The organism is Dickeya aquatica (genome assembly GCF_900095885.1).
Taxonomy (GTDB): domain Bacteria; phylum Pseudomonadota; class Gammaproteobacteria; order Enterobacterales; family Enterobacteriaceae; genus Dickeya; species Dickeya aquatica.
Genome location: NZ_LT615367.1, coordinates 2,535,927 through 2,560,366, shown reverse-complemented (window position 1 = coordinate 2,560,366; position 24,440 = coordinate 2,535,927). Strand labels below are relative to the sequence as shown.

The 24,440-nt window shown below is 53.1% G+C and carries 16 protein-coding genes and 2 pseudogenes; 11 read left to right on the top strand and 7 right to left on the bottom strand.

The genetic code is table 11. The annotated features are described in order from the left end of the window. Nucleotides 1–179: 179 nt before the first annotated feature. Complete coding sequence (locus DAQ1742_RS11475) at nucleotides 180–1,571, top strand: NarK family nitrate/nitrite MFS transporter (protein ID WP_035341509.1); 1,392 nt, start codon at nucleotides 180–182, stop codon at nucleotides 1,569–1,571. 100 nt (nucleotides 1,572–1,671) lie between these two features. Here the strand turns inward: DAQ1742_RS11475 and DAQ1742_RS20955 are convergent. After that, nucleotides 1,672–1,948: pseudogene (locus DAQ1742_RS20955) on the bottom strand (IS5 family transposase); the annotation flags it as partial. A 257-nt stretch (nucleotides 1,949–2,205) separates the two neighbouring features. Here DAQ1742_RS20955 and DAQ1742_RS11470 point away from each other — a divergent pair. From DAQ1742_RS11470 to yiaY, 6 genes are all read left to right on the top strand, one after another. Further along, entirely contained in the window at nucleotides 2,206–3,204 is a 999-nt protein-coding gene (locus DAQ1742_RS11470) for an FYVE zinc finger domain-containing protein (protein WP_035341511.1), read from the top strand. 609 nt (nucleotides 3,205–3,813) lie between these two features. Then, on the top strand, nucleotides 3,814–7,584 hold the full coding sequence (locus DAQ1742_RS11465) for a nitrate reductase subunit alpha (protein WP_035341513.1): 3,771 nt from the start codon (nucleotides 3,814–3,816) through the stop codon (nucleotides 7,582–7,584). Next, entirely contained in the window at nucleotides 7,584–9,146 is a 1,563-nt protein-coding gene (gene narH, locus DAQ1742_RS11460; RefSeq protein ID WP_035341515.1) for a nitrate reductase subunit beta, read from the top strand. Before DAQ1742_RS11465 ends, narH begins: the two co-directional genes overlap by 1 nt. Next, nucleotides 9,143–9,862, top strand: a complete 720-nt coding sequence (gene narJ, locus DAQ1742_RS11455; RefSeq protein ID WP_035341518.1) for a nitrate reductase molybdenum cofactor assembly chaperone — start codon at nucleotides 9,143–9,145, stop codon at nucleotides 9,860–9,862. The genes narH and narJ overlap by 4 nt, the downstream gene beginning before the upstream one ends. After that, nucleotides 9,862–10,539, top strand: a complete 678-nt coding sequence (narI, locus tag DAQ1742_RS11450; RefSeq protein ID WP_035341520.1) for a respiratory nitrate reductase subunit gamma — start codon at nucleotides 9,862–9,864, stop codon at nucleotides 10,537–10,539. The genes narJ and narI overlap by 1 nt, the downstream gene beginning before the upstream one ends. 300 nt (nucleotides 10,540–10,839) lie before the next feature. After that, a complete protein-coding gene (yiaY, locus tag DAQ1742_RS11445) occupies nucleotides 10,840–11,988 on the top strand; it encodes an L-threonine dehydrogenase (RefSeq protein WP_035341522.1) in 1,149 nt (382 codons plus the stop codon). A 53-nt stretch (nucleotides 11,989–12,041) separates the two neighbouring features. On the opposite strand, the gene DAQ1742_RS11440 is transcribed toward yiaY, so the two are convergent. Further along, nucleotides 12,042–13,433: an ATP-binding protein gene (locus DAQ1742_RS11440; protein WP_035341524.1), complete on the bottom strand. Its 1,392-nt coding sequence runs from the start codon at nucleotides 13,431–13,433 to the stop codon at nucleotides 12,042–12,044. Nucleotides 13,434–13,718: 285 nt separating this feature from the next. Between DAQ1742_RS11440 and DAQ1742_RS11435 the strand changes: the two genes are divergently transcribed. Further along, the gene (locus tag DAQ1742_RS11435) at nucleotides 13,719–14,342 is read left to right on the top strand and encodes a glutathione S-transferase family protein (protein WP_035341526.1); all 624 of its coding nucleotides are present in this window, start codon (nucleotides 13,719–13,721) and stop codon (nucleotides 14,340–14,342) included. A gap of 156 nt (nucleotides 14,343–14,498) precedes the next feature. On the opposite strand, the gene DAQ1742_RS11430 is transcribed toward DAQ1742_RS11435, so the two are convergent. The 5 genes from DAQ1742_RS11430 to pdxR all read right to left on the bottom strand — a co-directional run bounded on the left by DAQ1742_RS11430 (nucleotide 14,499) and on the right by pdxR (nucleotide 20,199). After that, the gene (locus tag DAQ1742_RS11430; RefSeq protein ID WP_035341528.1) at nucleotides 14,499–15,530 is read right to left on the bottom strand and encodes a methionine synthase; all 1,032 of its coding nucleotides are present in this window, start codon (nucleotides 15,528–15,530) and stop codon (nucleotides 14,499–14,501) included. Between the two features lie 28 nt (nucleotides 15,531–15,558). After that, nucleotides 15,559–16,536 carry a DUF1852 domain-containing protein gene (locus DAQ1742_RS11425; RefSeq protein WP_035341530.1) on the bottom strand — a complete coding sequence of 326 codons (978 nt, stop codon included), beginning with the start codon at nucleotides 16,534–16,536 and terminating at the stop codon, nucleotides 15,559–15,561. 326 nt (nucleotides 16,537–16,862) lie between these two features. Continuing rightward, nucleotides 16,863–17,093: a tautomerase PptA gene (gene pptA, locus DAQ1742_RS11420; RefSeq protein ID WP_035341532.1), complete on the bottom strand. Its 231-nt coding sequence runs from the start codon at nucleotides 17,091–17,093 to the stop codon at nucleotides 16,863–16,865. Nucleotides 17,094–17,239: 146 nt separating this feature from the next. Next, on the bottom strand, nucleotides 17,240–18,334 hold the full coding sequence (locus tag DAQ1742_RS11415) for an ABC transporter ATP-binding protein (protein WP_035341534.1): 1,095 nt from the start codon (nucleotides 18,332–18,334) through the stop codon (nucleotides 17,240–17,242). 371 nt (nucleotides 18,335–18,705) lie between these two features. Continuing rightward, nucleotides 18,706–20,199 (bottom strand): MocR-like pyridoxine biosynthesis transcription factor PdxR, encoded by a 1,494-nt coding sequence (pdxR, locus tag DAQ1742_RS11410; RefSeq protein ID WP_035341536.1) that lies wholly within the window; start codon nucleotides 20,197–20,199, stop codon nucleotides 18,706–18,708. Between the two features lie 123 nt (nucleotides 20,200–20,322). Between pdxR and DAQ1742_RS11405 the strand changes: the two genes are divergently transcribed. The 3 genes and pseudogenes from DAQ1742_RS11405 (at nucleotide 20,323) to DAQ1742_RS11395 (ending at nucleotide 24,409) form a co-directional block, all read left to right on the top strand. Further along, nucleotides 20,323–21,588, top strand: a complete 1,266-nt coding sequence (locus DAQ1742_RS11405; protein ID WP_035341538.1) for a 4-aminobutyrate--2-oxoglutarate transaminase — start codon at nucleotides 20,323–20,325, stop codon at nucleotides 21,586–21,588. Nucleotides 21,589–21,622: 34 nt separating this feature from the next. Continuing rightward, nucleotides 21,623–23,082, top strand: a pseudogene (locus DAQ1742_RS11400) (NAD-dependent succinate-semialdehyde dehydrogenase). A 295-nt stretch (nucleotides 23,083–23,377) separates the two neighbouring features. Further along, a complete protein-coding gene (locus tag DAQ1742_RS11395) occupies nucleotides 23,378–24,409 on the top strand; it encodes an ABC transporter substrate-binding protein (RefSeq protein ID WP_180706120.1) in 1,032 nt (343 codons plus the stop codon). Nucleotides 24,410–24,440: the final 31 nt, after the last annotated feature.

Sequence of the window (24,440 nt, the reverse complement as noted above, 5' to 3'; positions counted from 1 at the left end):
TAATAATCTGAAATTTAATGATTATTTATTATAAATCTGGCTACTCCTTTGGAAGTGGAGCGCGCGCGTCGGCGGCATTTTACCCGTCAGGGGGTTGATGCACATCAACGTTACCCGGTGCAGACCTTCTAAGGTGGCGCGTGAGAATAGAGCGCTTTTCTGACTGAGGCTTGTTATTTATGACACACTCCACTACTACGCCAGATTCGTCACGACAGACGGTTATCCGGGAATGGCGACCGGAAGAGACACTGTTTTGGCACCAGTCCGGGCGTCACATTGCCCGACGTAATCTTTGGATTTCAATCCCTTGCCTGTTGCTGGCCTTTTGTGTCTGGATGTTATTTAGCACCGTTGCCGTTAACCTGAACAAGGTTGGTTTTCATTTTAGTACCGATCAACTGTTTATGCTGACGGCGCTGCCATCGGTATCTGGTGCGCTGCTGCGCGTACCTTACTCGTTTATCATTCCGCTGGCCGGTGGGCGGCGCTGGACAACATTGAGCACCGTTATCCTGGTCATTCCCTGCGTGTGGCTTGGGTTTGCTGTGCAAAACCCGCAGACGGATTATAACGTCTTCATCATCATCTCCCTGTTGTGCGGGTTTGCCGGTGCTAACTTTGCCTCCAGCATGGCCAATATCAGTTTCTTTTTTCCCAAGGCACAGCAAGGCAGCGCGCTGGGATTAAACGGTGGCTTCGGCAATCTGGGTGTCAGTGTGATGCAACTGCTGGTACCCGTGGTGATTTTCCTGCCGGTGCTGAGTTTTACCGGCAACGGCATCATGCAACCGGATGGCAGCCAGGTGTGGTTACAAAATGCGCCCTGGGTCTGGGTGCCACTGCTGCTTATCGCCTCGGCGGCCGCCTGGTTTGGCATGAACGATCTGTCCACCGCTAAGGCGTCGCTGCGCCAGCAGTTGCCGGTGCTCAAACGCGCACATTTGTGGATCCTCAGCGTGCTGTATCTATCGGCGTTCGGCTCGTTTATCGGCTTTTCCGCCGGGTTTGCCATGCTGTCAAAAACCCAGTTCCCGGATGTGATTGTTTTGCACTATGCCTTCTTTGGCCCGTTGTTGGGCGCACTGGCAAGGCCGGTAGGTGGCATGCTGTCAGACCGGTTTGGCGGTGTGAAGGTCACGCTCATCACCTTTATGTTGATGGCGGTGTTCTCTCTGCTGCTGTTTACGGCACTGCCGGGAGAAAATCAACCGGGGTCTTTCCTGCTGTTCTTTGGCATTTTCATGCTGCTGTTTTTAACCGCCGGGCTGGGCAGCGGCTCGACGTTTCAGATGATTGCGGTGATTTTCCGCGGCCTGACCCTTGCCCGTGTCACCGCAGCCGGTGGCAGTGACGCGCAAGCACAGCGCATGGCCGTGACCGATACGGCGGCGGCGCTGGGCTTTATTTCGGCGATAGGGGCTATCGGGGGGTTCTTCATTCCCAAAGCCTTTGGCACCTCACTGGCGCTGACCGGTTCACCGGCCGGGGCGATGAAAATTTTTGTGCTGTTTTATGTCGCCTGCGTGCTGATTACCTGGCTGTGCTACGGGCGTAACGCACGCGGCTAAGTCAGTGTCTCGGCAGTGGCGATAACCAGACAACTCCAGCAACTAATGCTGGCAACAAGGCCGTGCTGGCAATGCACACGGCCTTGTTGTCATCTCATCATTAACTTAATTGCTGCTTTAAAAATAACCGAATGACTCCCAGTTTAAGCATAAGCAGGTCGTTTCTGGCTGTTTTCTCTGGCCGATGGCAATACGGCGGTGCTCTTTCAGGCGGGCAAAACAGCGTTCAACGACGTTACGTTTTTGTACCACCGGATATTGAGTTTTCTCAGTTTATCCCGGCTGGCCTTTTCATTTGACCTGAATGGAATAGCGGATTTTAGTCCTTTTTTCAGATAATAACGCAGAGACTGACTCGAATACCTCTTATCGGCCAACGCTGTGTTTTATGCGATCCGGTTACTATGAGAACCGCTATGGTCAAAGTTATATAATAGGCAGTATGGTGAAAAAACATGAGTTAATTTGTATTCAAATTTCGTTTCCATTCATTTAACCTAACATTGAATTGTTTCCACCTATAGCCATATTCATTTTGCCTCTAAGCTATATAGAAATCATTAATTTAAATTGACTCTGACTTTTTTATATGAATTTTTAAATTTCTTAACCATACATGGCTACTGGAGGATATATGCATACTGTAAATGACATTCGTGATGGGTTTTATGCAGCAAGGAATACATTACCCGACCATGCAATAAAACCTTATGAGCTGGAAGTAAAGATATTTGATCCTACTACGCTTGCTTATAGCTTTATTGATCAAAATGGAACATTCCCTTCCCATGACATGGGGACTATTTACAATCGGTTCTCATCTGGTGCGGACAATTTCCAATCTTCATGTGGACAAGTAACTTCCTATTTGCGAGATCAGATTATTACAGGGGAATGGAAAATAATATTTGACAACAAACAAGGGAAGTCCGGAGCCATTCTGAGCAAAGAGGAATGCCTTAAGTGGTTAATAAATAATGTACTTAATAAAGACGGTTATTATGGGGTTTGTCTTGGCTGTCATAGTTTTACATTGGTCATTTTCAATAGTGATATAAAGATATATCAAGGGTATATGGCAGTTGGTGTCACAGGATACAACCTTACAACTGATATTCAACGTGATCAAAAGTTTACCTGTGTGAAATTTATAGAGCATCTTACGAAAGTGATGATTGGAGATGATAAAGAAAATCGTTTGGCTGCTAAGGAGCTATTCTACGGTACATGTTCCCCTTCAGCAAATTGTGAGAATATAAATAATGCGAACCTTCAAGTACACCAATTTTTAGGTAGCTTTCCAACGGTAGATGATATAAGGGATCGGTTTGTTGCGGCTTCGAAGATAAATGAAGCAATGTGGTATAAGGTAAGTACTTGGAAGGTTTCAGATGCAGCCACAGCAAAGCCTGGAGCAATACAAGTGAGCAACAGGCTATGGACTCCAGATTCCCATGGTCTCTGTCAAGTGTGCAATGCTGCGGTCAGTAAATGGCATAGACATCACTGCCGAATTTGTGCAAAACTGATTTGCGATACGTGTACCAGAGAAAAAAATGTTAGAGTATCCGCTGATAATGGTAATCAGGGATTACAGAAAGTGTGTATTACTTGTGCCAATTTCTATCCATAATAATTTAATAGTAATTATTTATTAATAAGAACAACTGGTTATAGGCAGTATCAAGTATTTTTGATGCAAGTCAGGCTGTTCTTATTTCTTTTAACAGCAAATCATTATGGTTGAAATGAAAATATTTCCCACCATAAAAATATTAGCTCCGACCTGATCTGGCAGTTGCCGGTTATTTATACAGGTATCTGTCAGATTACATCTGGTTTAAATTCTTCTCAGTCCAGATGCGCTTTCTATCAAGTAATGTTTCCATTCACATCTTGGTACGATGACCTTTCCTACCTGAACGCTGATGTATTGATAGCTGACGTATTTACAACCCGGCGCATGAGCCTACTACCTCCAAATAGTCACCGGGGGTAAGTATCGGCTCACCTGATCGTTGCATATCAATAAATTTCCTTTTTTATCAGTTTATTAGATTGTTTTTTTCGGATAATCCTTTGGTGGTATTTCTGCCGTTGCCGTCCGGCGCGGGCCCGGGCTTGCTTGATCGCTGTCAAGTTCAGGCTCCCTTCTGCTGGCTACGCTACGCCCCAGTGAGCAACCCGTCGGGTGTATTTCATAACGACAGGAGCCGTCAGGCTCCGCAGCAGGAGAGTCCGGATGAGCAAATTTCTTGACCGGTTACGTTATTTCAAACAGGTGGCCGAGCCGTTTTCCGGCGATCACGGTCAGACGCTGAATACTAATCGTGACTGGGAGGATGGCTACCGTAGCCGCTGGCAACATGACAAAGTGGTGCGTTCGACGCATGGCGTCAACTGTACCGGTTCGTGCAGCTGGAAGATTTACGTCAAAAACGGGCTGGTCACTTGGGAGACGCAGCAAACCGATTACCCGCGCACCCGACCGGATCTGCCAAACCATGAACCGCGCGGCTGCCCACGCGGTGCCAGCTATTCCTGGTATCTCTACAGTGCCAATCGCCTGAAATACCCGATGATGCGCAAGCGCCTGATGAAACTGTGGCGTGAAGCGCGTCGGCACCATGCCGACCCGGTCGATGCCTGGGCGTCGATTGTTGGCGATACCAATAAAACCAAAGAATATAAACAAGTGCGTGGTCGCGGTGGTTTTGTCCGTGCCGACTGGCAGGAAGTGAATGAGCTGATTGCTGCTGCTAACGTCTACACCGCCAAAACCTTCGGCCCCGACCGGATTATTGGCTTTTCGCCGATCCCGGCGATGTCGATGGTGTCCTATGCGGCCGGTGCCCGTTACCTGTCGCTGCTGGGCGGGGTGTGCCTGAGCTTTTACGACTGGTATTGCGACCTGCCGCCCGCCTCACCGCAAACCTGGGGCGAGCAAACCGACGTGCCGGAATCGGCCGACTGGTATAACTCGTCGTACATTATCGCCTGGGGCTCTAACGTCCCGCAGACCCGTACCCCTGACGCGCATTTCTTTGCTGAAGTGCGTTACAAAGGCACTAAAACGGTCGCCATTACCCCGGATTACGCCGAAATCGCCAAACTGTGCGATCAGTGGCTGAACCCGAAACAGGGCACCGACAGCGCGCTGGCGCTGGCAATGGGCCACGTTATCCTCAACGAGTTCCATCTCAGGCAGCCGCGTCAGTATTTTACCGATTACGTGCGCCGCTATACCGACATGCCGATGCTGGTGCTGCTGGAGCCGCGTGCCGACGGCAGCTATGCCGCCGGACGTTTACTGCGCGCTGCTGACCTGGTGGGCAATCTGGGCGAGGAAAACAACCCGGAATGGAAAACCATCGCCATTGATGAAACCACCGGCGAGCTGGTGGCACCGCAGGGTTCTATCGGTTATCGCTGGGGCGAACAGGGTAAATGGAACCTGGAAGCGCGTGAAGGCGGAAGCCAGCGCGAAGTGAACCTGCAACTGAGCTTGCTGGGCCACCATGACGAGGTGGTATCCGTCGGCTTCCCCTATTTTGGCGGGGCGGCCAGTGAACATTTTGCCAGTGTCGCACTTGATGAGGTACTGCTGCATCAGTTGCCGGTGAAACACCTGACGCTGGCCGATGGGCAGCAAGGGTTAGTCACCAGCGTTTTTGACCTGACACTCGCCAACTACGGTGTGGATCGCTGCCTGAATGACGAACAATGCGCCAGCGATTACGATCAGGTGAAAGCCTATACCCCGGCGTGGGCCGAGCAAATAACCGGTGTGTCACGGCAGAACATTATTCGTATTGCGCGCGAATTTGCCGACAACGCCGACAAAACCCATGGCCGGTCGATGATCATCGTCGGTGCCGGGATGAACCACTGGTATCACCTCGACATGAACTACCGTGGCATCATCAATATGCTGATCTTCTGCGGCTGTGTCGGGCAGAGCGGTGGCGGCTGGGCGCACTATGTTGGCCAGGAGAAACTGCGCCCGCAAACCGGCTGGTTACCGCTGGCGTTCGGGCTGGACTGGCAGCGTCCGCCGCGCCACATGAACAGCACCTCGTTTTTCTATAACCACTCCAGCCAGTGGCGTTATGAAACCGTCGCGCCGCAAGAGTTCTTGTCACCGCTGGCAGACTCATCACGTTTTAGCGGCAGCCTGATTGACTTTAACGTGCGCGCCGAGCGCATGGGCTGGCTGCCATCCGCGCCGCAACTGGGGGCCAACCCGCTGCATATCGCCGGGCAGGCCGCCGCCGCTGGCATGTCGCCGCAGGAGTTCACCGTGGCGGAGCTGAAAACCGGTCGTCTGCGTTTTGCTGCCGAACAACCGGACAACCCGCAAAACTTTCCGCGTAACCTGTTTATCTGGCGCTCCAACCTGCTGGGTTCTTCCGGTAAGGGCCATGAGTACATGCTTAAGTACCTGCTGGGCACCGAACACGGTATTCAGGGGCAAGATTTAGGCGAGCAGGGTGCCGTGACGCCGGAAGAAGTGGAATGGCGCGCACAAGGCGGTGAAGGCAAACTGGATCTGGTGGTGACGCTGGATTTCCGTATGTCCAGTACCTGTCTCTATTCCGACATCGTGTTGCCGACCGCTACCTGGTATGAAAAAGACGACATGAACACCTCGGACATGCATCCGTTCATTCATCCGTTGTCGGCAGCGGTTGACCCGGCCTGGGAGTCGAAAACCGACTGGGACATCTATAAAGGGCTGGCGAAAACCTTCTCCCGCGTGTGTCAGGGCCACCTTGGGGTCGAAACCGATGTGGTGACACTGCCCATCCAGCACGACTCCGCCGCCGAACTGGCGCAGCCGCTGGGCGTGAAAGACTGGAAAAAAGGCGAGTGTGACCTGATTCCGGGGAAAACCGCGCCGCACATTATGGTGGTGGAGCGCGACTACCCGAACCTGTATGCCCGCTTTACCTCACTTGGCCCGTTGCTGGATAAACTCGGCAACGGCGGTAAAGGCATTAGCTGGAATACCCAAAACGAAGTGGATTTCCTCAAACGCCTGAACCGCGTGCAGGAAGCGGGCGCGGCAGCCGGTCGCCCAAGAATCGACAGCGCCATCGATGCTGCCGAAGTGATTTTGTCGCTGGCACCGGAAACCAACGGCCAGGTAGCGGTGAAAGCCTGGGAAGCGTTGGGCAAGGTCACCGGGCGCGATCACACCCATCTGGCGCACCCGAAAGAAGACGAGAAAATCCGCTTCCGCGATATTCAGGCGCAGCCGCGCAAAATCATCTCCAGCCCCACCTGGTCTGGCCTTGAAGATGAGCATGTCTCTTACAACGCCTGCTACACCAACGTGCATGAGCTGATCCCGTGGCGCACCCTCTCCGGTCGCCAGCAACTGTATCAGGATCATGAGTGGATGCGGGCCTTCGGCGAAAGCCTGCTGGTGTACCGCCCGCCGGTGGATACCCGCGCGGCACAACCGTTGCTGAACAACAAGCCCAACGGCAACCCGGAAAAAGCGCTCAACTTCCTGACGCCGCATCAGAAGTGGGGGATTCACTCCACCTACAGCGACAACCTGCTGATGCTGACACTGGGGCGCGGCGGGCCAATTGTCTGGCTGAGCGAAGACGACGCCCGTGAACTGAATATTGCCGACAACGACTGGGTGGAAGTGTTCAACGCCAACGGTGCGCTGACGGCACGTGCGGTGGTGAGCCAGCGTATTCCCGCCGGGATGACCATGATGTACCACGCGCAGGAGCGCTTGGTAAACCTGCCGGGCTCGGAAATTACCGGCCAGCGCGGTGGTATCCATAACTCGGTGACGCGCGTTTGCCCGAAACCGACCCATATGATTGGCGGTTACGCTCAACTGGCTTACGGCTTTAACTATTACGGCACCGTCGGTTCTAACCGCGATGAGTTTGTGGTGGTTCGCAAAATGAACCGCATCGACTGGCTGGATGAGGACAGCCATGACGACCTGTCTTCCCATGTGCAACCTCATCTGCAGGAGAAAGCCTGATGAAAATTCGTTCACAAGTCGGCATGGTGCTGAATCTGGATAAATGCATTGGCTGCCACACCTGTTCGGTGACCTGTAAAAACGTCTGGACCAGCCGCGAAGGGGTGGAGTACGCCTGGTTCAACAACGTGGAAACCAAACCGGGCACCGGCTACCCGCATGCCTGGGAAGATCAGGAAAAATGGAAAGGCGGCTGGATTCGTAAGATCAACGGTCGACTGGAGCCACGCATGGGCAACCGTGTTGGGGTGCTGTCGAAGATTTTCGCCAACCCGGATGTGCCGGCGCTGGATGACTACTACGAGCCGTTTGACTACGACTACGCACACCTGCAACGTGCTGGCGAAAGCCGGCATCAGCCAGTGGCTCGCCCGCGTTCGCTGATAACCGGCCAGCGCATGGAGAAGATCGAAAACGGTCCGAACTGGGAAGACGATCTGGGTGGCGAGTTCAGCAAACGTTCGCAGGACAAGAACTTTGACGACATGCAGAAAGACATGTACGGACAGTTCGAAAACACCTTCATGATGTACTTACCGCGACTGTGCGAGCACTGCCTTAACCCGGCGTGTGTCGCCACCTGTCCGAGTGGGGCGATTTACAAACGGGCGGAAGACGGCATTGTGCTGATCGATCAGGATAAATGCCGTGGCTGGCGCATGTGCCTGACCGGCTGCCCGTACAAGAAAATCTATTTCAACTGGAAGAGCGGCAAATCGGAAAAATGTATTTTCTGCTATCCGCGCATCGAATCCGGTATGCCGACGCTGTGCTCGGAAACCTGCGTGGGCCGTATCCGCTATCTGGGTGTACTGCTCTACGATGCCGACCGCATTGAACAGGCGGCCTCCACAGAGAGTGAAACCGACCTGTATGGCCGCCAGTTAGACATTTTCCTCGACCCGCATGACCCCGAGGTGATTGCACAGGCGCAGCGTGATGGCATTGCGCTCAGTGTCATTGAAGCCGCACAGCAGTCGCCGGTGTACAAACTGGCGGTGGAATGGCAACTGGCGCTGCCGCTGCACCCGGAATACCGCACACTGCCGATGGTATGGTACGTGCCGCCGTTGTCACCGATTCAGTCAGCGGCCGATGCGGGCAATCTGGCGCACAGCGGGGTGCTGCCGGACGTCGAGAGCCTGCGTATTCCGGTGCAATATCTGGCCAACCTGCTGACGGCGGGCGATACCCGCCCGGTGCTGCGTGCATTGCGGCGCATGCTGGCGATGCGTCATTACAAACGGGCGCAGACTGTCGAGCAGATAACCGATATCAGTGCGCTGGAGCAAGTGGGGCTGACGCAGTCTCAGGCTGAGGAGATGTACCGTTATCTGGCGATCGCCAACTATGAAGATCGCTTCGTGGTGCCGTCCAGCCACCGTGAACTGGCGCGTGAAGCTTTCCCGCAAGCGCATGGCTGCGGCTTTAGCTTCGGCGATGGCTGCCACGGCAGCGATTCCTCGTTCAACCTGTTCAACAGCCGCCGTATCGACGCCATCGACGTCACCAGCAAAACCCAGACCATGAGCGAGCGGCACATGCAGGAGAACCAGTCATGATCAGCCTTCGCGTTATCGCCCGGCTGCTGGAGTACCCGGATGCGGAGCTGTGGCAGCAGCGTCAGGACATGCTGGACGCGCTGGAGCAGGCCGACGAGCTGCCGCTGCGCCAAAGCGCGCAGTTGTTGCAGTTCATCGGCGATTTTTATCAGGGTGACCTGCTGGATAGGCAGGCGCGCTACAGCGAGCTGTTTGATCGCGGTCGTGCGCTGTCGTTGCTGCTATTTGAACACGTCCACGGTGAGTCGCGCGACCGTGGTCAGGCGATGGTGGACTTGCTGGCGCAGTACCGTGAGGTCGGGCTGGCGCTGAACTGCCGCGAGCTGCCGGACTTCCTGCCGCTGTATCTGGAGTATTTGACGCTGCGTGAGCCGCAGGCGGCGTGTGATGGGTTGCGTGATATCGCGCCGATCATGACGCTGCTGGCCGAACGCCTGCGCCAGCGCGACAGTGACTATGCGCTATTGCTGGAGTTGCTGCTGACGCTTGCTGCCTGTGCGCCATCAAACGAGGCGGTGGCGGTGAAAGTGGCGCAAGAAACCCGCGACGATACGCCGCAGGCGCTGGATGCCGTGTGGGAAGAGGAGCAGGTGCGTTTTCTGGCTGATGCCGGTTGCGCGCCCGCGCAGCAGACGCGCCATCAGCGCCGGTTTGCCGACGCCGCGACACCACATTATCTGAACCTTGACGCGTCACCGGTCAAAGGAGAGTGTTGATGCATTACCTCAATCTGTTTTTATTCGATATCTACCCTTACATTGCCGGTGCGGTTTTTCTGGCAGGCAGTTGGCTGCGTTATGACTACGGTCAGTACAGCTGGCGCGCTGGTTCCAGTCAGATGCTCGATAAGAAAGGCATGCGACTGGCGTCAAACCTGTTTCATCTGGGCATTCTCGGCGTGCTGGGCGGCCACTTTCTCGGCATGATGACGCCACACTGGATGTACGAGTCGTTTTTGCCGCTGGAGGTGAAACAGAAGATGGCGATGTTCGGTGGTGGTGCCTGCGGCATGTTAACGCTGGTCGGCGGTATCTTGCTGTTAAGACGTCGGCTGACCAATCCGCGCGTTCGCGCCACGTCCAGCACCGGCGATATCTTGATTTTGACCTTGCTGGTGATTCAGGCAGCGTTAGGGCTGTTGACCATCCCGTTTTCCGCGCAGCATATGGACGGCAGCGAAATGATGAAGCTGGTGAACTGGGCGCAGGCGGTGGTGACATTCCGCGGCGGCGCATCGGCTTATCTGGATGACGTGGCCTTTATTTTCCAGGTGCATCTGGTATTGGGCATGACGCTGTTCCTGCTGTTCCCATTCTGCCGTCTGGTGCATGTCTGGAGTGCGCCGGTTGAATACCTGACCCGCCGTTACCAGTTGGTGAGAAACCGCCGTTAGCGCTTTCGCTCCAGCCACGGGCTGCGCCTGGTGGCTGGGGTGACAACAGATTATCCCTGTCTGTTTCCCCTTTCCTCTATATGTGAATATCTTCACACTTTCCGTGCATGGTGACAGATTAATGACATACTTATTTGTCATTGCTCATACTTTTTTATACCGATTGATGTATAGCAACAAAATCGGTTTAGCACCCCGGCGCAGAGAGTAAGAGAAGTTTGCTTTTGGTCAATTTTGCCCGGAAATGTCAATGCTAGGATGGCTTCAGGTTAACACTCTGTGATAGAGGGATGGTGAACAATGAGCAGCATATTTTATATTCCGGCATTAAACCTGATGGGTGAAGGGGCGTTAGAAGAAGCCGTTCGTCAAATTCAGTTACAGGGGTTTAAACATGCCCTGATCGTCACGGATGGCGTCTTGAATAAAATAGGGGTTGCCGCCTCCGTCCAGACATTACTGGCTAAATACCAGGTAGAAAGCGCCATTTATGATGGTGTCCAGCCTAACCCGACCGTGGCCAATGTGGACGCCGGGCTTGCCATACTGAAAGCGAACAACAGCGATTGTATCGTCTCGCTGGGCGGCGGTTCTTCGCACGACTGTGCCAAAGGGATTGCACTGCTGGCCACCAACGGCGGTCAAATTGCTGATTATGAAGGCGTGGATGTCTCTGCCAAACCGCAGTTACCGCTGATCGGTATCAACACCACCGCGGGTACGGCATCGGAGATGACCCGTTTCTGTATCATTACTGATGAAGTGCGCCATGTAAAAATGGCCATCGTGGATAAAAACGTCACACCGGTGATGTCTGTCAACGATCCGGCGCTGATGGTCGGTATGCCAGCCTCTCTGACCGCCGCTACCGGGATGGATGCGCTGACCCACGCCATTGAAGCCTATGTGTCAACGGCCGCTAACCCGATTACTGACGCGGTGGCGATTAAAGCCATTGAACTGATCCGTGATCATCTGCGTGATGCGGTGAAAGACGGTAAAAACATGGTGGCGCGTGAGCAAATGGCCTATGCCCAGTTCATGGCGGGCATGGCATTTAATAACGCCTCGCTGGGTTATGTGCATGCGATGGCGCACCAGCTGGGCGGCTTCTACAACCTGCCACATGGGGTGTGCAACGCCGTACTGCTGCCGCACGTTGAGCGTTATAACGCTACCGTTGCAGCACCGCGCCTGAAAGACGTTGCCGTCGCATTGGGTGTAGATGTTGCCGCGCTGAACGACCAGCAGGCAGCGGAAGCGGCGATTCAGGCCATCAGCCAACTGGCGAGTGATGTCGGCATTCCGGCAGGCCTGAAAGATCTGGGCGTGAAAGAAGAAGACTTCAATATTCTGGCCGATAACGCGCTGAAGGATGCGTGCGGGTTGACCAACCCGAAAAAAGCCACTCACGCGGAAATCGTCGGAATTTTTGCCGCCGCGTTCTGATGGTGATTGGAATAATATTAAAAGCCCCTGGCCTGATGGTCGGGGGCTTTTTACTATGCCTTTGTATATTTAAATCTAAAAGCATTTGCATCTGGATCGAGAGGCTTAATTTTTCCATCCCCGCGAAGCTTTTGTAATGCCTTTTTAACCTTTTGCATATCATCCTCACCACTAAGCTGCCGAGCCAACTTATTAGTCAGATGTCCATCTGGATTATCATAAAAATACTTCATAATAACATCTTCTATAGAAGCTATGGTTTGATGTTTTACAGTTACAATAAAATTATTACCTCTCTCTTCGAATTCAGGTGCAACTAACCCCGCCTTCCTAAGTTCATTCTTAGCCGTATCGAGGCCTTCACCTATATCATGATTCACAGGATTTGGTAGTCTATGAAGCAAACGCACTAAATTCGGATTACGAGAAAATCGTTCTTCATATAAATTTTCAATCGTCATATATCCCGGTAATCTTCCAGGGCTTAAAACTTCGATACGATTATCGTAAACTTTTACGTGAACATCATCATTCAAACTGTAATCACGGTGAATAACCGCATTTACCAATATTTCTTTTAATGCATCGGCTGGATAACTCAGTTTTACAAGATTATCACCATCTTTGAATGATGCGCCATCTACGTACTCCTTCACTTTTCCAATAGTCTTAATAATGACACTCTCAAGAGGACCATCAATTGTTACAGGATCTTCTTGTAACTGTTCACGCTTGTATTCTGTTTCTGTCGTTCTAAGTCGGTATATTTTAACAGCACATCGAGTATCTAAACTACCTTGCGGCTCTTCATCAAATAGCAAAACACAACCCACGTTCGGTCTTAAATCGCCTTCTTTTTTTGTTAATAACCTATTTTTTCTGAGGAAAATTTCAGGTGCCTGTGTTGTGTTTATTCTTTCGAGATAATTACAATAATGTTCACTATCTAAAATATCTTGTGTTTCTACTACATCAACGGCTCTTTTCTCATAAGGTTCAGCCCCTTTAGAATATGATAATTGAGTAATCCTCTCACCTTTTATTTTCACCTTCTGAGCATTAGTTCTTAAAAAACAATCCCCAGATGCCGTGTAATGAACTTTGGGGCTTTTTGGAATATCTATATGAAGAATTAAGTCATTTTTAGCTGTTCTAAGGTAGTCAATTTCAACATTTTCAACAACTGGATGAGTACTTTCTAAAAGAGTAGCTATAATTGCATTAGCATCTTCTGGCTCGCTGAATCCTGAGATACGTTCTCGATCAGAACTTGCATCTTCTATGCCTACATAAATATTTCCGCCGTCAGCATTTGCAAACGCAACAAAAGTTTCTTGCAATTTACTTGGTGAAATATCCTTACTTTTGAAATCATTAAAATGGTCTTCAACTGTAGCCAATAATGCTTCGATCTCTTTCTCTGTTATATTAATGGTTTGATACATCTATAGCACCTCCACGCAATCATTTGATTTAATTTATCATTGTTAATCTTTTTAGCAAACAGACTGAACTTGAGCCTGCTCCTACCCACGTAACGCAGGCAGGTCAGTGCCAACAGAGAACGCCGGTAGTAGTATGAAGCGTGGTCTGGCTACCGTAAAACTGTTTTTTGATGTCGAGGACGTTAGTGCATTCGGTGTGTCCAGTGCGCTGCTGCCAGTAGCAAGAAGACAGAAGGTTGGTGGGGTGTTTTTGAACGATTAATCACGCAGAAGGACATTCAAAGTATGCTGAAAATACTGGGAAAAAAGACGTCAATCAATGTGCGTAAAGTGCTCTGGACCTGCGAAGAAGTGGGGCTGGATTATGTGCAGGAGGATTACGGTAGCGGATTTGCCTCGACGCAAACCGATGCCTTTCGTGCCATGAATCCGAACGCCATGGTGCCGGTGTTGATTGACGATGAATTCGTGCTGTGGGAATCGAATTCGATTTGTCGCTATCTGGCGCGTAAAGCCGGGCGCGATGACCTGCTTCCCCGCGAGCCGCGGGCCTGTGCCAACGTTGAGCACTGGATGGACTGGCAGGCGACCGAATTTAATAACGCTTGGCGTTATGTGTTCCCGGCTCTGGCGCGCAAGAACCCCGCCTACAACGACCAGAATGCGATTGAGGAGGGTATTAACGCGTGGAACCACTGTGTGGGTATTCTGGAACAACAGCTCCAGCGCACCGGTGCATGGGCGGCAGGTGAGACGTTTACGTTGGCGGATGTGGTGCTTGGGCTGTCGGTGAATCGCTGGAAAATGACACCGTTTGCCCACCCCGACGTGCCTGCCATTGACGCGTGGTTTATGCGCTTGAATCAGCGGCCAGCATTTTTGCATCATGGCAATAATGGTATGGTCTAAAAAAATTGGGTTGACGGCATCAGACAAATTCGCCGCTTTTCATCCGTAATCTTGTCATGAGTAATATGACTCAGTCCGCTTGGTGGTTCAGGTTATGTGGCGATTGTTCAGATCGCCACACGGACTGAGTTTTTAATGATCAACAATGTAGCAGCGTTATTTAGCCGAAAGCTCTTTGCGCACGATGTCTGCGCCTGCACTTAACGCATTGAGCTTGCCGGTGGCGACCCGACGAGATAACGGGGCCATACCACAGTTGGTCGAAGGATAGAGCTTGTCGGCATCGACAAACTGAAGGGCTTTTCGTAGCGTATTGGCGACGTCTTCTGGTGTTTCAATGGTATTGGTTGCCACATCAATGGCCCCGACCATGACTTTTTTACCGCGAATCAGTTCCAGCAGATCCATTGGCACACGCGAGTTATGGCATTCCAGCGAGATGATATCGATATTAGACGTCTGCAATTTGGGGAACGCTTCTTCATATTGCCGCCACTCTGACCCCAGCGTTTTTTTCCAGTCGGTATTGGCCTTGATGCCATAGCCATAGCAAATATGTACAGCCGTTTCGCATTTCAGCCCTTCAATGGCTCTTTCTAATGCGGCGATCCCCCAGTCATTCACCTCATCAAAGAAAACATTAAATGCCGGCTCATCAAACTGGATAATATCAACACCCGCCGCCTCTAATTCTTTCGCTTCCTGATTGAGGATTTTGGCAAATTCCCAGGCGAGTTTTTCACGGCTTTTATAGTGGTTATCATAGAGTGTATCAATCATCGTCATCGGCCCAGGCAAGGCCCATTTAATCGGCTGTCGGGTGAGTTGACGCAAGAATTTGGCATCTTCAACAAACACAGGTTTTTGACGCGCTACGGCCCCGACAACCGTCGGTACGCTCGCGTCATAGCGATTACGAATTTTAACGACTTCACGTTTCTCAAAATCCACGCCGCTCAGGTGTTCAATAAAGGTGGTGACAAAATGTTGGCGTGTTTGTTCGCCATCACTGACAATATCAATGCCTGCACGCAGTTGATCAAACAGCGACAAACTTAAAGCATCTTTTTTCCCTTCAATTAATTCTTCGTTTTGTAATTTCCAGGGAGACCACAATTTCTCCGGCTCGGCGAGCCAGGAGGGTTTGGGTAAACTGCCCGCAGTTGAGGTAGGTAGCAATATTTTCATAGCAGGTGACCTTATAATTTTGGGTGAATCAACGCGCGTAATGGGCAGACCATTGTTCAAGAATAGGCTGGTACGGTTTGATGAAGTGCTCTTCAGCAAATTTCCCTTGTTTAATCGCCAGCTGGCTGCGCTCTTCCCGGTCATAAACAATCTTTGTTAATGAATGATCCTGATGATTTAAATCGGGTTGATAGTATTGCCCGGCGGCGGAATTAGCATTGTAAATCTCAGGGCGGTAAATTTTCTGGAATGTTTCCATCGTGCTGATGGTACTGATTAGCTCAAGATCGGTGTAATCACTCAGTAAGTCACCCGAAAAATAAAATGCCAAAGGCGCAACGCTATGTTGCGGCATAAAATAGCGAACCTGTAAGCCCATTTTTGCGAAATATTGTTCGGTCAAAGAAGAACCGTTGGGCTGGTATTCTATGCCCAAGACCGGATGCTGATTCCCCGTGCGATGATAGGTATCTTTACTGGAAACACTCAAGCATATTACCGGTGCCTTGCTAAAGTTATCTTTATATTCTTGTGAGTTCACAAAATGTTTAAATATATTGCCATGCAAAACGCCAAAATTATCTGGGACGCTAAATTCGGCATGCTGCTTGTTATGCTCTAACAACAACACACTAAAATCATAATCTCGTACATAAGAAGAGAAGTTGTTGCCGACAATCCCTTCGATACGCTGGTTGGTTTTTTTATCGACAATATTGGTTTTTAATATTTCAATTGCCGGAAAGGTGCCGTCATTATTGGCAAGATGCAGGTCAACAGAAATGATTTCAAGCTCGACAGCATAACGATCGCCTTTGGGATTATCCCAATGCGCCAGCGTATTGAAGCGATTATCGATCATCACTAAGGTGTTGCGTAAGTTCTCCTGACGACGCTCTCCTCTGGCCAAATTCGCAAAGTTGGTCGTAATACGCGTGCTTTCGGAAGGGTTATAGTGCTCATCAAAGCGACTGCTCTTAATCGTAAATGTAAAATGTTTATTCATTGTGTTCTTTTATCCTGATGCCTGATATGAAAACCCGGTTAATACATTGATATAAAATGACTTTATTTTATCACTCGGTGGTCTTCATGTTGCCGGTAAGTTAATTTTTCATATCCTATGTCAGAGCGGGGGGGGATGAAAGAGACTTAATTTCATTACAACATGAGCCATATTCATGGTCAGGTATACGGTCTGCTCAGGAACGGGGGGCAGGTGCCCCAGCGGCATACAAGGCCCATCATGAGCCTTGCCTTTGGCGGGGTAACACTGATTATTCCGGCACTGCGTCTCGCCGCTGAATACCGACACCATGCCGCATGTTGTCGTTACATCGTATACCCCGGTTTTTTGGTCAGATTGTCCCGCTCCGGGCCGATTTCGATATCGTAAACCGTCTCTTTCCAGCGCTCTGGCTGGACTTCGGTTAACGCCACCGAGATGGACTTGTCTTCTGCGTTCAGGTACTTCTTGAGCAGTTCACTGATTTCGTTTGCCAAATCCTGTTTAACGGTTTCCGGCAGATTGCGGGGAAAATACTTGATGGCGACATGTGGCATGGTGGAATCACTCCCTTAATCAATGCGATGGCTTGCGAGTCTGTGCGCTCTTGCACGCAGGCAACTCGCATAAGAGTGGCTATATTGGCAGACGCTGTACCGGTTCGTCATCTGCCAACTGTGCGCTGCCATCTGGTGCGATAGGTTTAATGGGTTGTGAGCGCATCGAGTGCACGCAGGTGCTCGGGCAGCCAGGAGAGCCGCACTTCGCTGCCAGACTGCCAGTTCGGGTTAACCTCGCTGGCAGGCAGTTTCACCATAAACTGTGGTTGCCCGGCCACCTCCGTCATCATGCGCACATGGTCGCCCAGATAAATAAATTGCTGGATACGGGCGCTGACTTGCTGTGCGCCATCCGGCAGTACGCTGGCGTTAACGCGCACGCGCTCCGGGCGAATACACAGGTGAATTTTGCGGCCAGGGGAGCTTGGCCGAACCTTGAGCGCCCGCAGCAGGGTGCCGTCATCCAGTTCAGCCTGATAATAGTCGCCTTCGCTGCCAGCGTGCGTGGCAATCAGCGTGTTATTTTCACCGATAAACTGCGCCACAAAGGCGTTCTGCGGGCGTTCGTAAATGTCATTCGGGCTGTCCATCTGTTGAATAATGCCGTCATTGAACACGGCAACCCGGTCAGACATGGTCATGGCTTCGCTTTGGTCATGGGTGACATAGACCACAGTGAGCTCCAGCGCCCGGTGCAGCGCTTTGATCTCCAGTTGCATATGCTCACGCAGCTGTTTATCCAGCGCGCCCAGCGGCTCATCCATCAACACCAGCCGGGGTTCAAACACCAGCGCGCGCGCCAGCGCCACCCGCTGTTGCTGGCCGCCGGACATTTGTGCCGGATAGCGGTCAGCCAGATTGGTTAATTTCACCCGGTCGAGTACCCGGTCAACTTTTTCTTTAATATCGCTACGGTTCATGCGGCGGATAGCCAGCGGGAAAGCGAGGTTTTCCGCTACGGTCATATGAGGAAACAGCGCATAGTTTTGAAACACCATGCCAATGCCGCGCTGATGAGGTGGCAGGTTATGCAGCGGCGTATCACGCAGCAGAATTTCACCCTGTGTAGGGGTTTCGAACCCGGCCAGCATCATCAGGCTGGTGGTTTTGCCCGAACCCGATGGGCCAAGCATCGTCAGAAATTCCCCTTCCTGAATATCCAGATTCAGGTTTTTGACCACCAGGCGATCGCCATCGTAGGTTTTTTGAATATTTTTGAAGCTAACGTAGGTTTTCATTCTTCCCTTCTCTTACCGGGTTAGGGCCTGGTTGTGCTTTTTCTTGATGACTAAGCTTATGCATAACTCATGCCTGATAATGAATTGAGAAGCATAATTTATTATTTCGCGGTGAAAAGATGGCCCCGTCAGCGGCGCTTGACGGGAAAGTTTCCGGCTGAATGGCTGGCTCAGGCACGGCCTGAAAAGTGTGCAAATGCCGTTTCTGGCCAATGTGGCAGTCGTGAGAAATGGTAATGGAAAAACGCGCGGAAAAACCCGCTTGCTGCAAAATGGTGAGTGCGTGTTAATAAAATGGTCACTGATGGTGCGTTTTGGTGCTAAGGGCAACCGCATCGCATCCGTTGCCCTGCGAGAGTGCAATTCCGTTCTCAGGGCAACCGGGTGGCGGTTTCTGGCGCGTGCAGGCAGGCCAGAATGACGTTGAATGCCAGCGCCATTTCATGCTCTTCAACACAGGCATACCCGAGCAGCAAACCACGTTCTGGAACCGGGCGCAGATAGTAGCTGGAAAGGGGTTTGACCATCACGCCGCGCTGCACAATGCGGGCGGCGAGCAGCACATCATCTACCATTTCCGGCAGCTTTAAAATCAGGTGCAGCCCGGCATTGCTGTTGTAGCCAAGGTAGTCTTGGCCGAGATGCTGCACAATCAGTTCACTGAGCAGCGCGCGTCGGCGCGCGTAGAGCAAGCGCATACGCCGGATGTGGGCGGCATAGTGCCCTTCACCAATGAATTGGCTTAGCGTCAGTTGTGTCAGCCAGTGGCCGCCGCGATACAGCTCGGCGTGGGCCACTTTCAGCTCTCGCGCCAGCGGAGGCGGCAGCACCATGTAGCTGACCCGTAACCCCGGATAGAGCGTCTTGCTAAATGTACCGATATAAATAACCGGCGGCTGGGTTTGCAGGCCTTGTAGCGCCGGGATCGGGCTGCCGGAGAAGCGAAATTCACTGTCATAATCATCTTCGATTATCCAGCCATTGTGCTCTTGTGCCAGCGCCAGCAGACGCTGACGGCGCGCAAGGCTCATCACCGCACCCAGCGGGTACTGGTGCGACGGCGTCACGCAAATCAGCCTGGGGGCGGCGCTGGCATCAACCTGCTCCGGTGGCACCATGCCTTGCTCATCAACGCTGACAGGGGACACGCGCAGCCCGTTGATGGTCAGCACATTGCGCATTCCCCAATAGCATGGGTCTTCAATCCAGGCCACATCGCCGGGGTTGCACAGCATTTTCGACAGCAGATCCATCGCCTGATGGGTGCCTTCGGTTATCAGAATCTGCTCGGCAGTACAGGTAACGGAGCGGGCGACGCGCAGGTAGTCTACCAGCGATTGCTGGAGTTCCGGGCAGCCGCCCATCGGTGAGTAAGACAACTGTTCCGGTTTCACACGCCGGGCGAGCCGGGTTTGCAGCCGCCGCCACAGCGCATGGGGGAAGCTGTTGATATCGGGAATGCCCGGCATAAACGCCCCCCACTGGCGTGCCGATGCCCCGGCGTACCCCAGCAGGTGTTTTCCCCGGCGTGATAACTCCTGTGCGGCCGGGCGCACCGGTAACGGTGTTTCAGTGCGCACATCCGGCAGACGAGGGTCGGGCAATTGCTCGGTAACGTAGCTGCCGCTGCCGGTGCGGGTTTCGATGTAACCTTCCGCCAGCAGTTGCTCAAACGCCGCCATCACGGTATTGCGAGACAGTGAAAGCTGCTGCGCCAGGTCACGCGAGGAGGGCAGGCGCTGGCCGGGGCTGATATCTCCGGCCAGAATCGCCAGCCGGATGCTGTCGTAAAGGCGCTTGTTCAGCGTGCCTTCCTGCTGTTGCTCCAGCCCTTGTAACAGTAAATCGGTCAGAAGTGAGCGCAAAGTGGATCCTTCAAATATTAAAAACTGGCTCTGGATTATAGAGCCATGCAAAGGATAAATAACAGCATCAGACGGTCATCGTCAGCCCAGTCGGGTGGTGTTTCATCGAATCGGAGCCGAATTATGAGTAATAGCGAACTGAATCAACGTCGTATCGCCGCCACGCCGCGTGGTGTGGGGGTCATGTGTGACTTTTTTGCCGAGAAGGCGCAGAACGCTACGCTGTGGGATGTGGAAGGGCGCGAGTATACCGATTTTGCCGCCGGGATAGCGGTGCTCAATACCGGCCACCGTCATCCGAAATTGCTGGCGGCGGTGCGTGAGCAACTGGAAAAATTCACCCATACCGCTTATCAGATTGTGCCTTATGGCAGTTATGTGGCGCTGGCCGAGCGCCTGAATGCGCTGGCACCGATTGACGGTACAGCGAAGACGGCCTTTTTCACCACCGGTGCCGAAGCGGTAGAAAACGCGGTGAAAATCGCCCGCGCCTACACCAAGCGCCCCGGTGTTATCGCCTTTGGCTCGGCGTTTCATGGCCGCACGCTGCTGACGTTAACCCTGACCGGCAAAGTGGCCCCTTACTCCACCGGTTTTGGCCCGTTCCCCGGCTCTATTTTCCATGCGCTTTATCCGAACGCCCAGCATGGTGTGTCGGTTGAGCAGTCGCTGGAGAGCATCGAGCGCCTGTTGCACACCGATATTGCCGCCGATCAGGTAGCCGCCATTTTGCTTGAGCCGATTCAGGGCGAAGGCGGCTTTAACGTGGCACCTCCCGAGTTTATCGCGGGCGTGCGTCAGCTGTGTGACAAGTACGGCATGTTGCTGATAGCCGATGAGGTTCAGACCGGGTTTGCCCGCACCGGCAAAGTCTTTGCGATGGAGTATTACGACGACAAGGCTGACCTGATTACGATGGCGAAAAGTCTGGGCGGCGGCTTCCCGATTTCCGGCGTCGTTGGCCGTGCCGAGGTGATGGATGCCCCAGGGCCTGGCGGGCTGGGCGGCACCTATGCGGGTAACCCGCTGGCGGTGGCGTCGGCACTGGCGGTGCTGGATGTGATTGAAGAAGAACAACTGTGCCAGCGCGCCCAGCGGCTTGGCGCTACACTGGTGGAGACGCTGGAGCGCCTGAAAGCGGGCAACCCGGCAATAGCCGATATCCGTGCGCGCGGCTCGATGGTGGCGGTGGAGTTTAACGATCCGCAAACCGGCAAACCGAGCGCCGAGATAACCAAACACTATCAGCAGGCAGCGCTACAACAGGGGCTGCTGCTACTGACCTGTGGCACTTACGGCAACGTGATCCGCTTTTTGTATCCGTTGACGATCCCAGATGCCCAGTTCAGCCAGGCGCTGGCTGTGCTGAGTGCTGTTCTGGCGAAGTAAACTGCCACCGGGGTCGTGAGGATAAAGGGTCGTTATGCAACTGAAAAATAAAGCGTTATTCCGCCAGCAATGTTTAATTGGCGGTGAGTGGCAGGACAGCCTGAACGGCGAGTGCCTGAATGTCAACAACCCGGCAACCGGTGAGGTGTTGGGCTCGGTTCCGCTGGTGACTGCCCAGCAAACGCAGCAGGCGATTGCAGCCGCACAGGCTGCACAGCGGGAGTGGAGCCAGCGTACCGGCAAAGAGCGTGCGGTGCTGATGCAGGCCTGGGCGGCGTTAATTCGTGAGAACCAGAGCGATCTGGCGGCGTTGCTGACGGCTGAGCAGGGTAAGCCGCTGGCGGAGGCCAGCGGTGAAATCACCTACGCTACCTCGTTTATCGACTGGTTTGCCGAAGAAGCCAAACGGGTGGAAGGCAGTGTGTTGCAGTCGCCTCAGGCGAACCAGCGCCTGCTGGTGATTAAACAAGGCATCGGCGTGTGTGCGGCGATCACGCCGTGGAACTTCCCGGCGGCGATGATCACCCGTAAAGCGGCACCGGCGTTGGCTGCCGGGTGCGCCATGATAGTCAAACCGGCGGAGCAAACGCCGTTTACCGCGCTGGCACTGGCGGAACTGGCGGTGCAGGCGGGAATTCCGGCTGGCGTGTTACAGGTGGTGACCGGCGATGCGCCCTCAGTCGGAAAAATTCTGTGCGACAGCCCGGTGGTGCGCAAACTGAGCTTTACCGGCTCGACCGAAGTCGGGCGTATTTTGATGGCGCAAAGCGCGCCAACGGTGAAAAAGCTGTCACTGGAACTCGGCGGTAACGCGCCGTTTATCGTGTTTGACGATGCCTGTGTCGAGCAGGCGGTAAAAGGGATTTTAGCCTCCAAGTTTCGTAACAGCGGCCAAACCTGCGTGTGCGCTAACCGCATCTACGTGCAACGGGGCATTTACCCGGCACTGGCGGCGCGGCTGGTGGAAGAGGTGGAGAAACTGCGGGTGGGTGATGGTACTGAGCCCGGCGTCACCCAGGGGCCGTTGATTGACCACGAGGCAATTGCCAAAGTGCAGCAGCACATCAGCGATGCGCTGGAAAAAGGTGCCGAACTGCTGACGGGCGGAGACGTGCACCCGCTGGGCGGAACCTTCTTTAGGCCAACGGTCATCGGCGGTGTCACACAGTCGATGCGCGTTGCCCGCGAAGAGACATTTGGCCCGGTGGCACCCCTGTTCCCGTTCGAGGATGAACAGCAGGTTATCGCGATGGCCAACGACACCGAATTTGGCCTGGCGGCGTATGTGTATACCCGCGATGCGCAGCGCCAGTGGCGGGTGCCGGAAGCGCTGGAATACGGCATGGTTGGCGTGAATACCGGGCTGATTTCTAACGAAGTGGCCCGTTTGGCGGTGTGAAGCAGTCGGGGCTGGGGCGTGAAGGGTCGCGCTTTGGTATCGAGGAATATCTGGAGATGAAATATCTCTGCGTTGATCTGACCCCGTCAGCCTGACTTTCCCCGGTGCGGGGCGCATCGCTGCCCTGCACCATGAATCACCGTGGTGCGGTCATCTCACCGGCTGCACCATAACAAGGCGAATCTGCCTGCCTCCGCAGTGGTCTTTATTCCCGGCGTTGCGCCTTTTGCGCAGCGTGGTATCGCCACGGCTCCGTTCTGGTCATTTTTATGGGAGGGTATAGAAACTGGCACGAAAACTGCTTGTATAAAGATGTGTATGTATCAAAAAAATTAAAGCGTTTTTACCCGTGTGGCATTGCGTCGATTTACTCTCTTCAGGAGCCAGACTATGTTGAAAAAATTTGCATTATCCGCACTGTTGGTGGCGATAGCCTCCCCAGCCTTGGCTGACAATCTGACGGTCATCTCCTTTGGCGGCACCAATAAAGACGCGCAGGATAAAGCGTTTTATAAACCGTTTCAGGCTGCCGGAAAGGGCACGGTGGAAGCGGGTGAATATAACGGCGAAATGGCCCGCATCCGTGCGATGGTGCAGACCGGGCAGATAGGCTGGGATGTGGTGGAAGTCGAGGGGCCGGAGTTACTGCGCGGCTGTAACGAAGGGCTATTCGAAACGCTGGACTGGAACAAGCTTGGCACGCAGGCCGATTTCGTCAAAGGCGCGGTTTCCGAGTGCGGGGCCGGGATTTTTGTCTGGTCAACGGTGCTGACCTATAACGCCAACAAGTTGCAGCAAGCGCCGAAAAGCTGGGCGGATTTCTGGGATGTGAAAAACTTCCCCGGTAAACGCGCGCTGCGTAAAAGCGCCAAGTTTACGCTGGAAATTGCCCTGCTGGCGGATGGCGTAAAACGCGAGGACGTCTACAAGGTATTGGCGACCCGGGCGGGCGTCGAGCAGGCATTTAAGAAGCTGGATCAAATTAAGTCGAATATTCAGTGGTGGGAATCGGGCGCACAGCCGTTGCAGTGGCTGGTGGCGGGCGATGTCGTGATGACGTCTGCCTATAACGGCCGCGTGGCGGTGGCGCAGAAAGAGAAACCGGGTATCAATATTGTCTGGAAAGACGGCCTGTACGATCTCGATAGCTGGGCGATTGTCAAAGGCTCGAAACACAAGGCGCTGGCCGAGCAGTTTATTACGTTTGCCAATCAGCCGGAAAACCAGAAAGTGTTTGCCGAGAACATTGCCTATGGCCCGACTAACACCAAAACCACCGCGCTGTTGTCGCCTGCTGTAAGCGCCAACCTGCCGACCGCGCCGGATAACCTGGCACAGTCAGTACAAGTGGATACCGAGTTCTGGATCGATCACGGCGAAGAGCTGGAACAGCGCTTTAATGCCTGGGCCGCCCAGAAGTAATTGATTTAACCGGTATACCATAAGGAGATAT

Excerpts from the sequence above, each read along its gene's own strand:
- DAQ1742_RS11475 (WP_035341509.1), top strand. The coding sequence starts at position 180 with ATGACACACTCCACTACTACGCCAGATTCGTCACGACAGACGGTTATC.
- DAQ1742_RS11470 (WP_035341511.1), top strand. The coding sequence starts at position 2,206 with ATGCATACTGTAAATGACATTCGTGATGGGTTTTATGCAGCAAGGAAT.
- DAQ1742_RS11465 (WP_035341513.1), top strand. The coding sequence starts at position 3,814 with ATGAGCAAATTTCTTGACCGGTTACGTTATTTCAAACAGGTGGCCGAG.
- narH (WP_035341515.1), top strand. The coding sequence starts at position 7,584 with ATGAAAATTCGTTCACAAGTCGGCATGGTGCTGAATCTGGATAAATGC.
- narJ (WP_035341518.1), top strand. The coding sequence starts at position 9,143 with ATGATCAGCCTTCGCGTTATCGCCCGGCTGCTGGAGTACCCGGATGCG.
- narI (WP_035341520.1), top strand. The coding sequence starts at position 9,862 with ATGCATTACCTCAATCTGTTTTTATTCGATATCTACCCTTACATTGCC.
- yiaY (WP_035341522.1), top strand. The coding sequence starts at position 10,840 with ATGAGCAGCATATTTTATATTCCGGCATTAAACCTGATGGGTGAAGGG.
- DAQ1742_RS11440 (WP_035341524.1), bottom strand. The coding sequence starts at position 13,433 with ATGTATCAAACCATTAATATAACAGAGAAAGAGATCGAAGCATTATTG.
- DAQ1742_RS11435 (WP_035341526.1), top strand. The coding sequence starts at position 13,719 with ATGCTGAAAATACTGGGAAAAAAGACGTCAATCAATGTGCGTAAAGTG.
- DAQ1742_RS11430 (WP_035341528.1), bottom strand. The coding sequence starts at position 15,530 with ATGAAAATATTGCTACCTACCTCAACTGCGGGCAGTTTACCCAAACCC.
- DAQ1742_RS11425 (WP_035341530.1), bottom strand. The coding sequence starts at position 16,536 with ATGAATAAACATTTTACATTTACGATTAAGAGCAGTCGCTTTGATGAG.
- pptA (WP_035341532.1), bottom strand. The coding sequence starts at position 17,093 with ATGCCACATGTCGCCATCAAGTATTTTCCCCGCAATCTGCCGGAAACC.
- DAQ1742_RS11415 (WP_035341534.1), bottom strand. The coding sequence starts at position 18,334 with ATGAAAACCTACGTTAGCTTCAAAAATATTCAAAAAACCTACGATGGC.
- DAQ1742_RS11405 (WP_035341538.1), top strand. The coding sequence starts at position 20,323 with ATGAGTAATAGCGAACTGAATCAACGTCGTATCGCCGCCACGCCGCGT.
- DAQ1742_RS11395 (WP_180706120.1), top strand. The coding sequence starts at position 23,378 with ATGTTGAAAAAATTTGCATTATCCGCACTGTTGGTGGCGATAGCCTCC.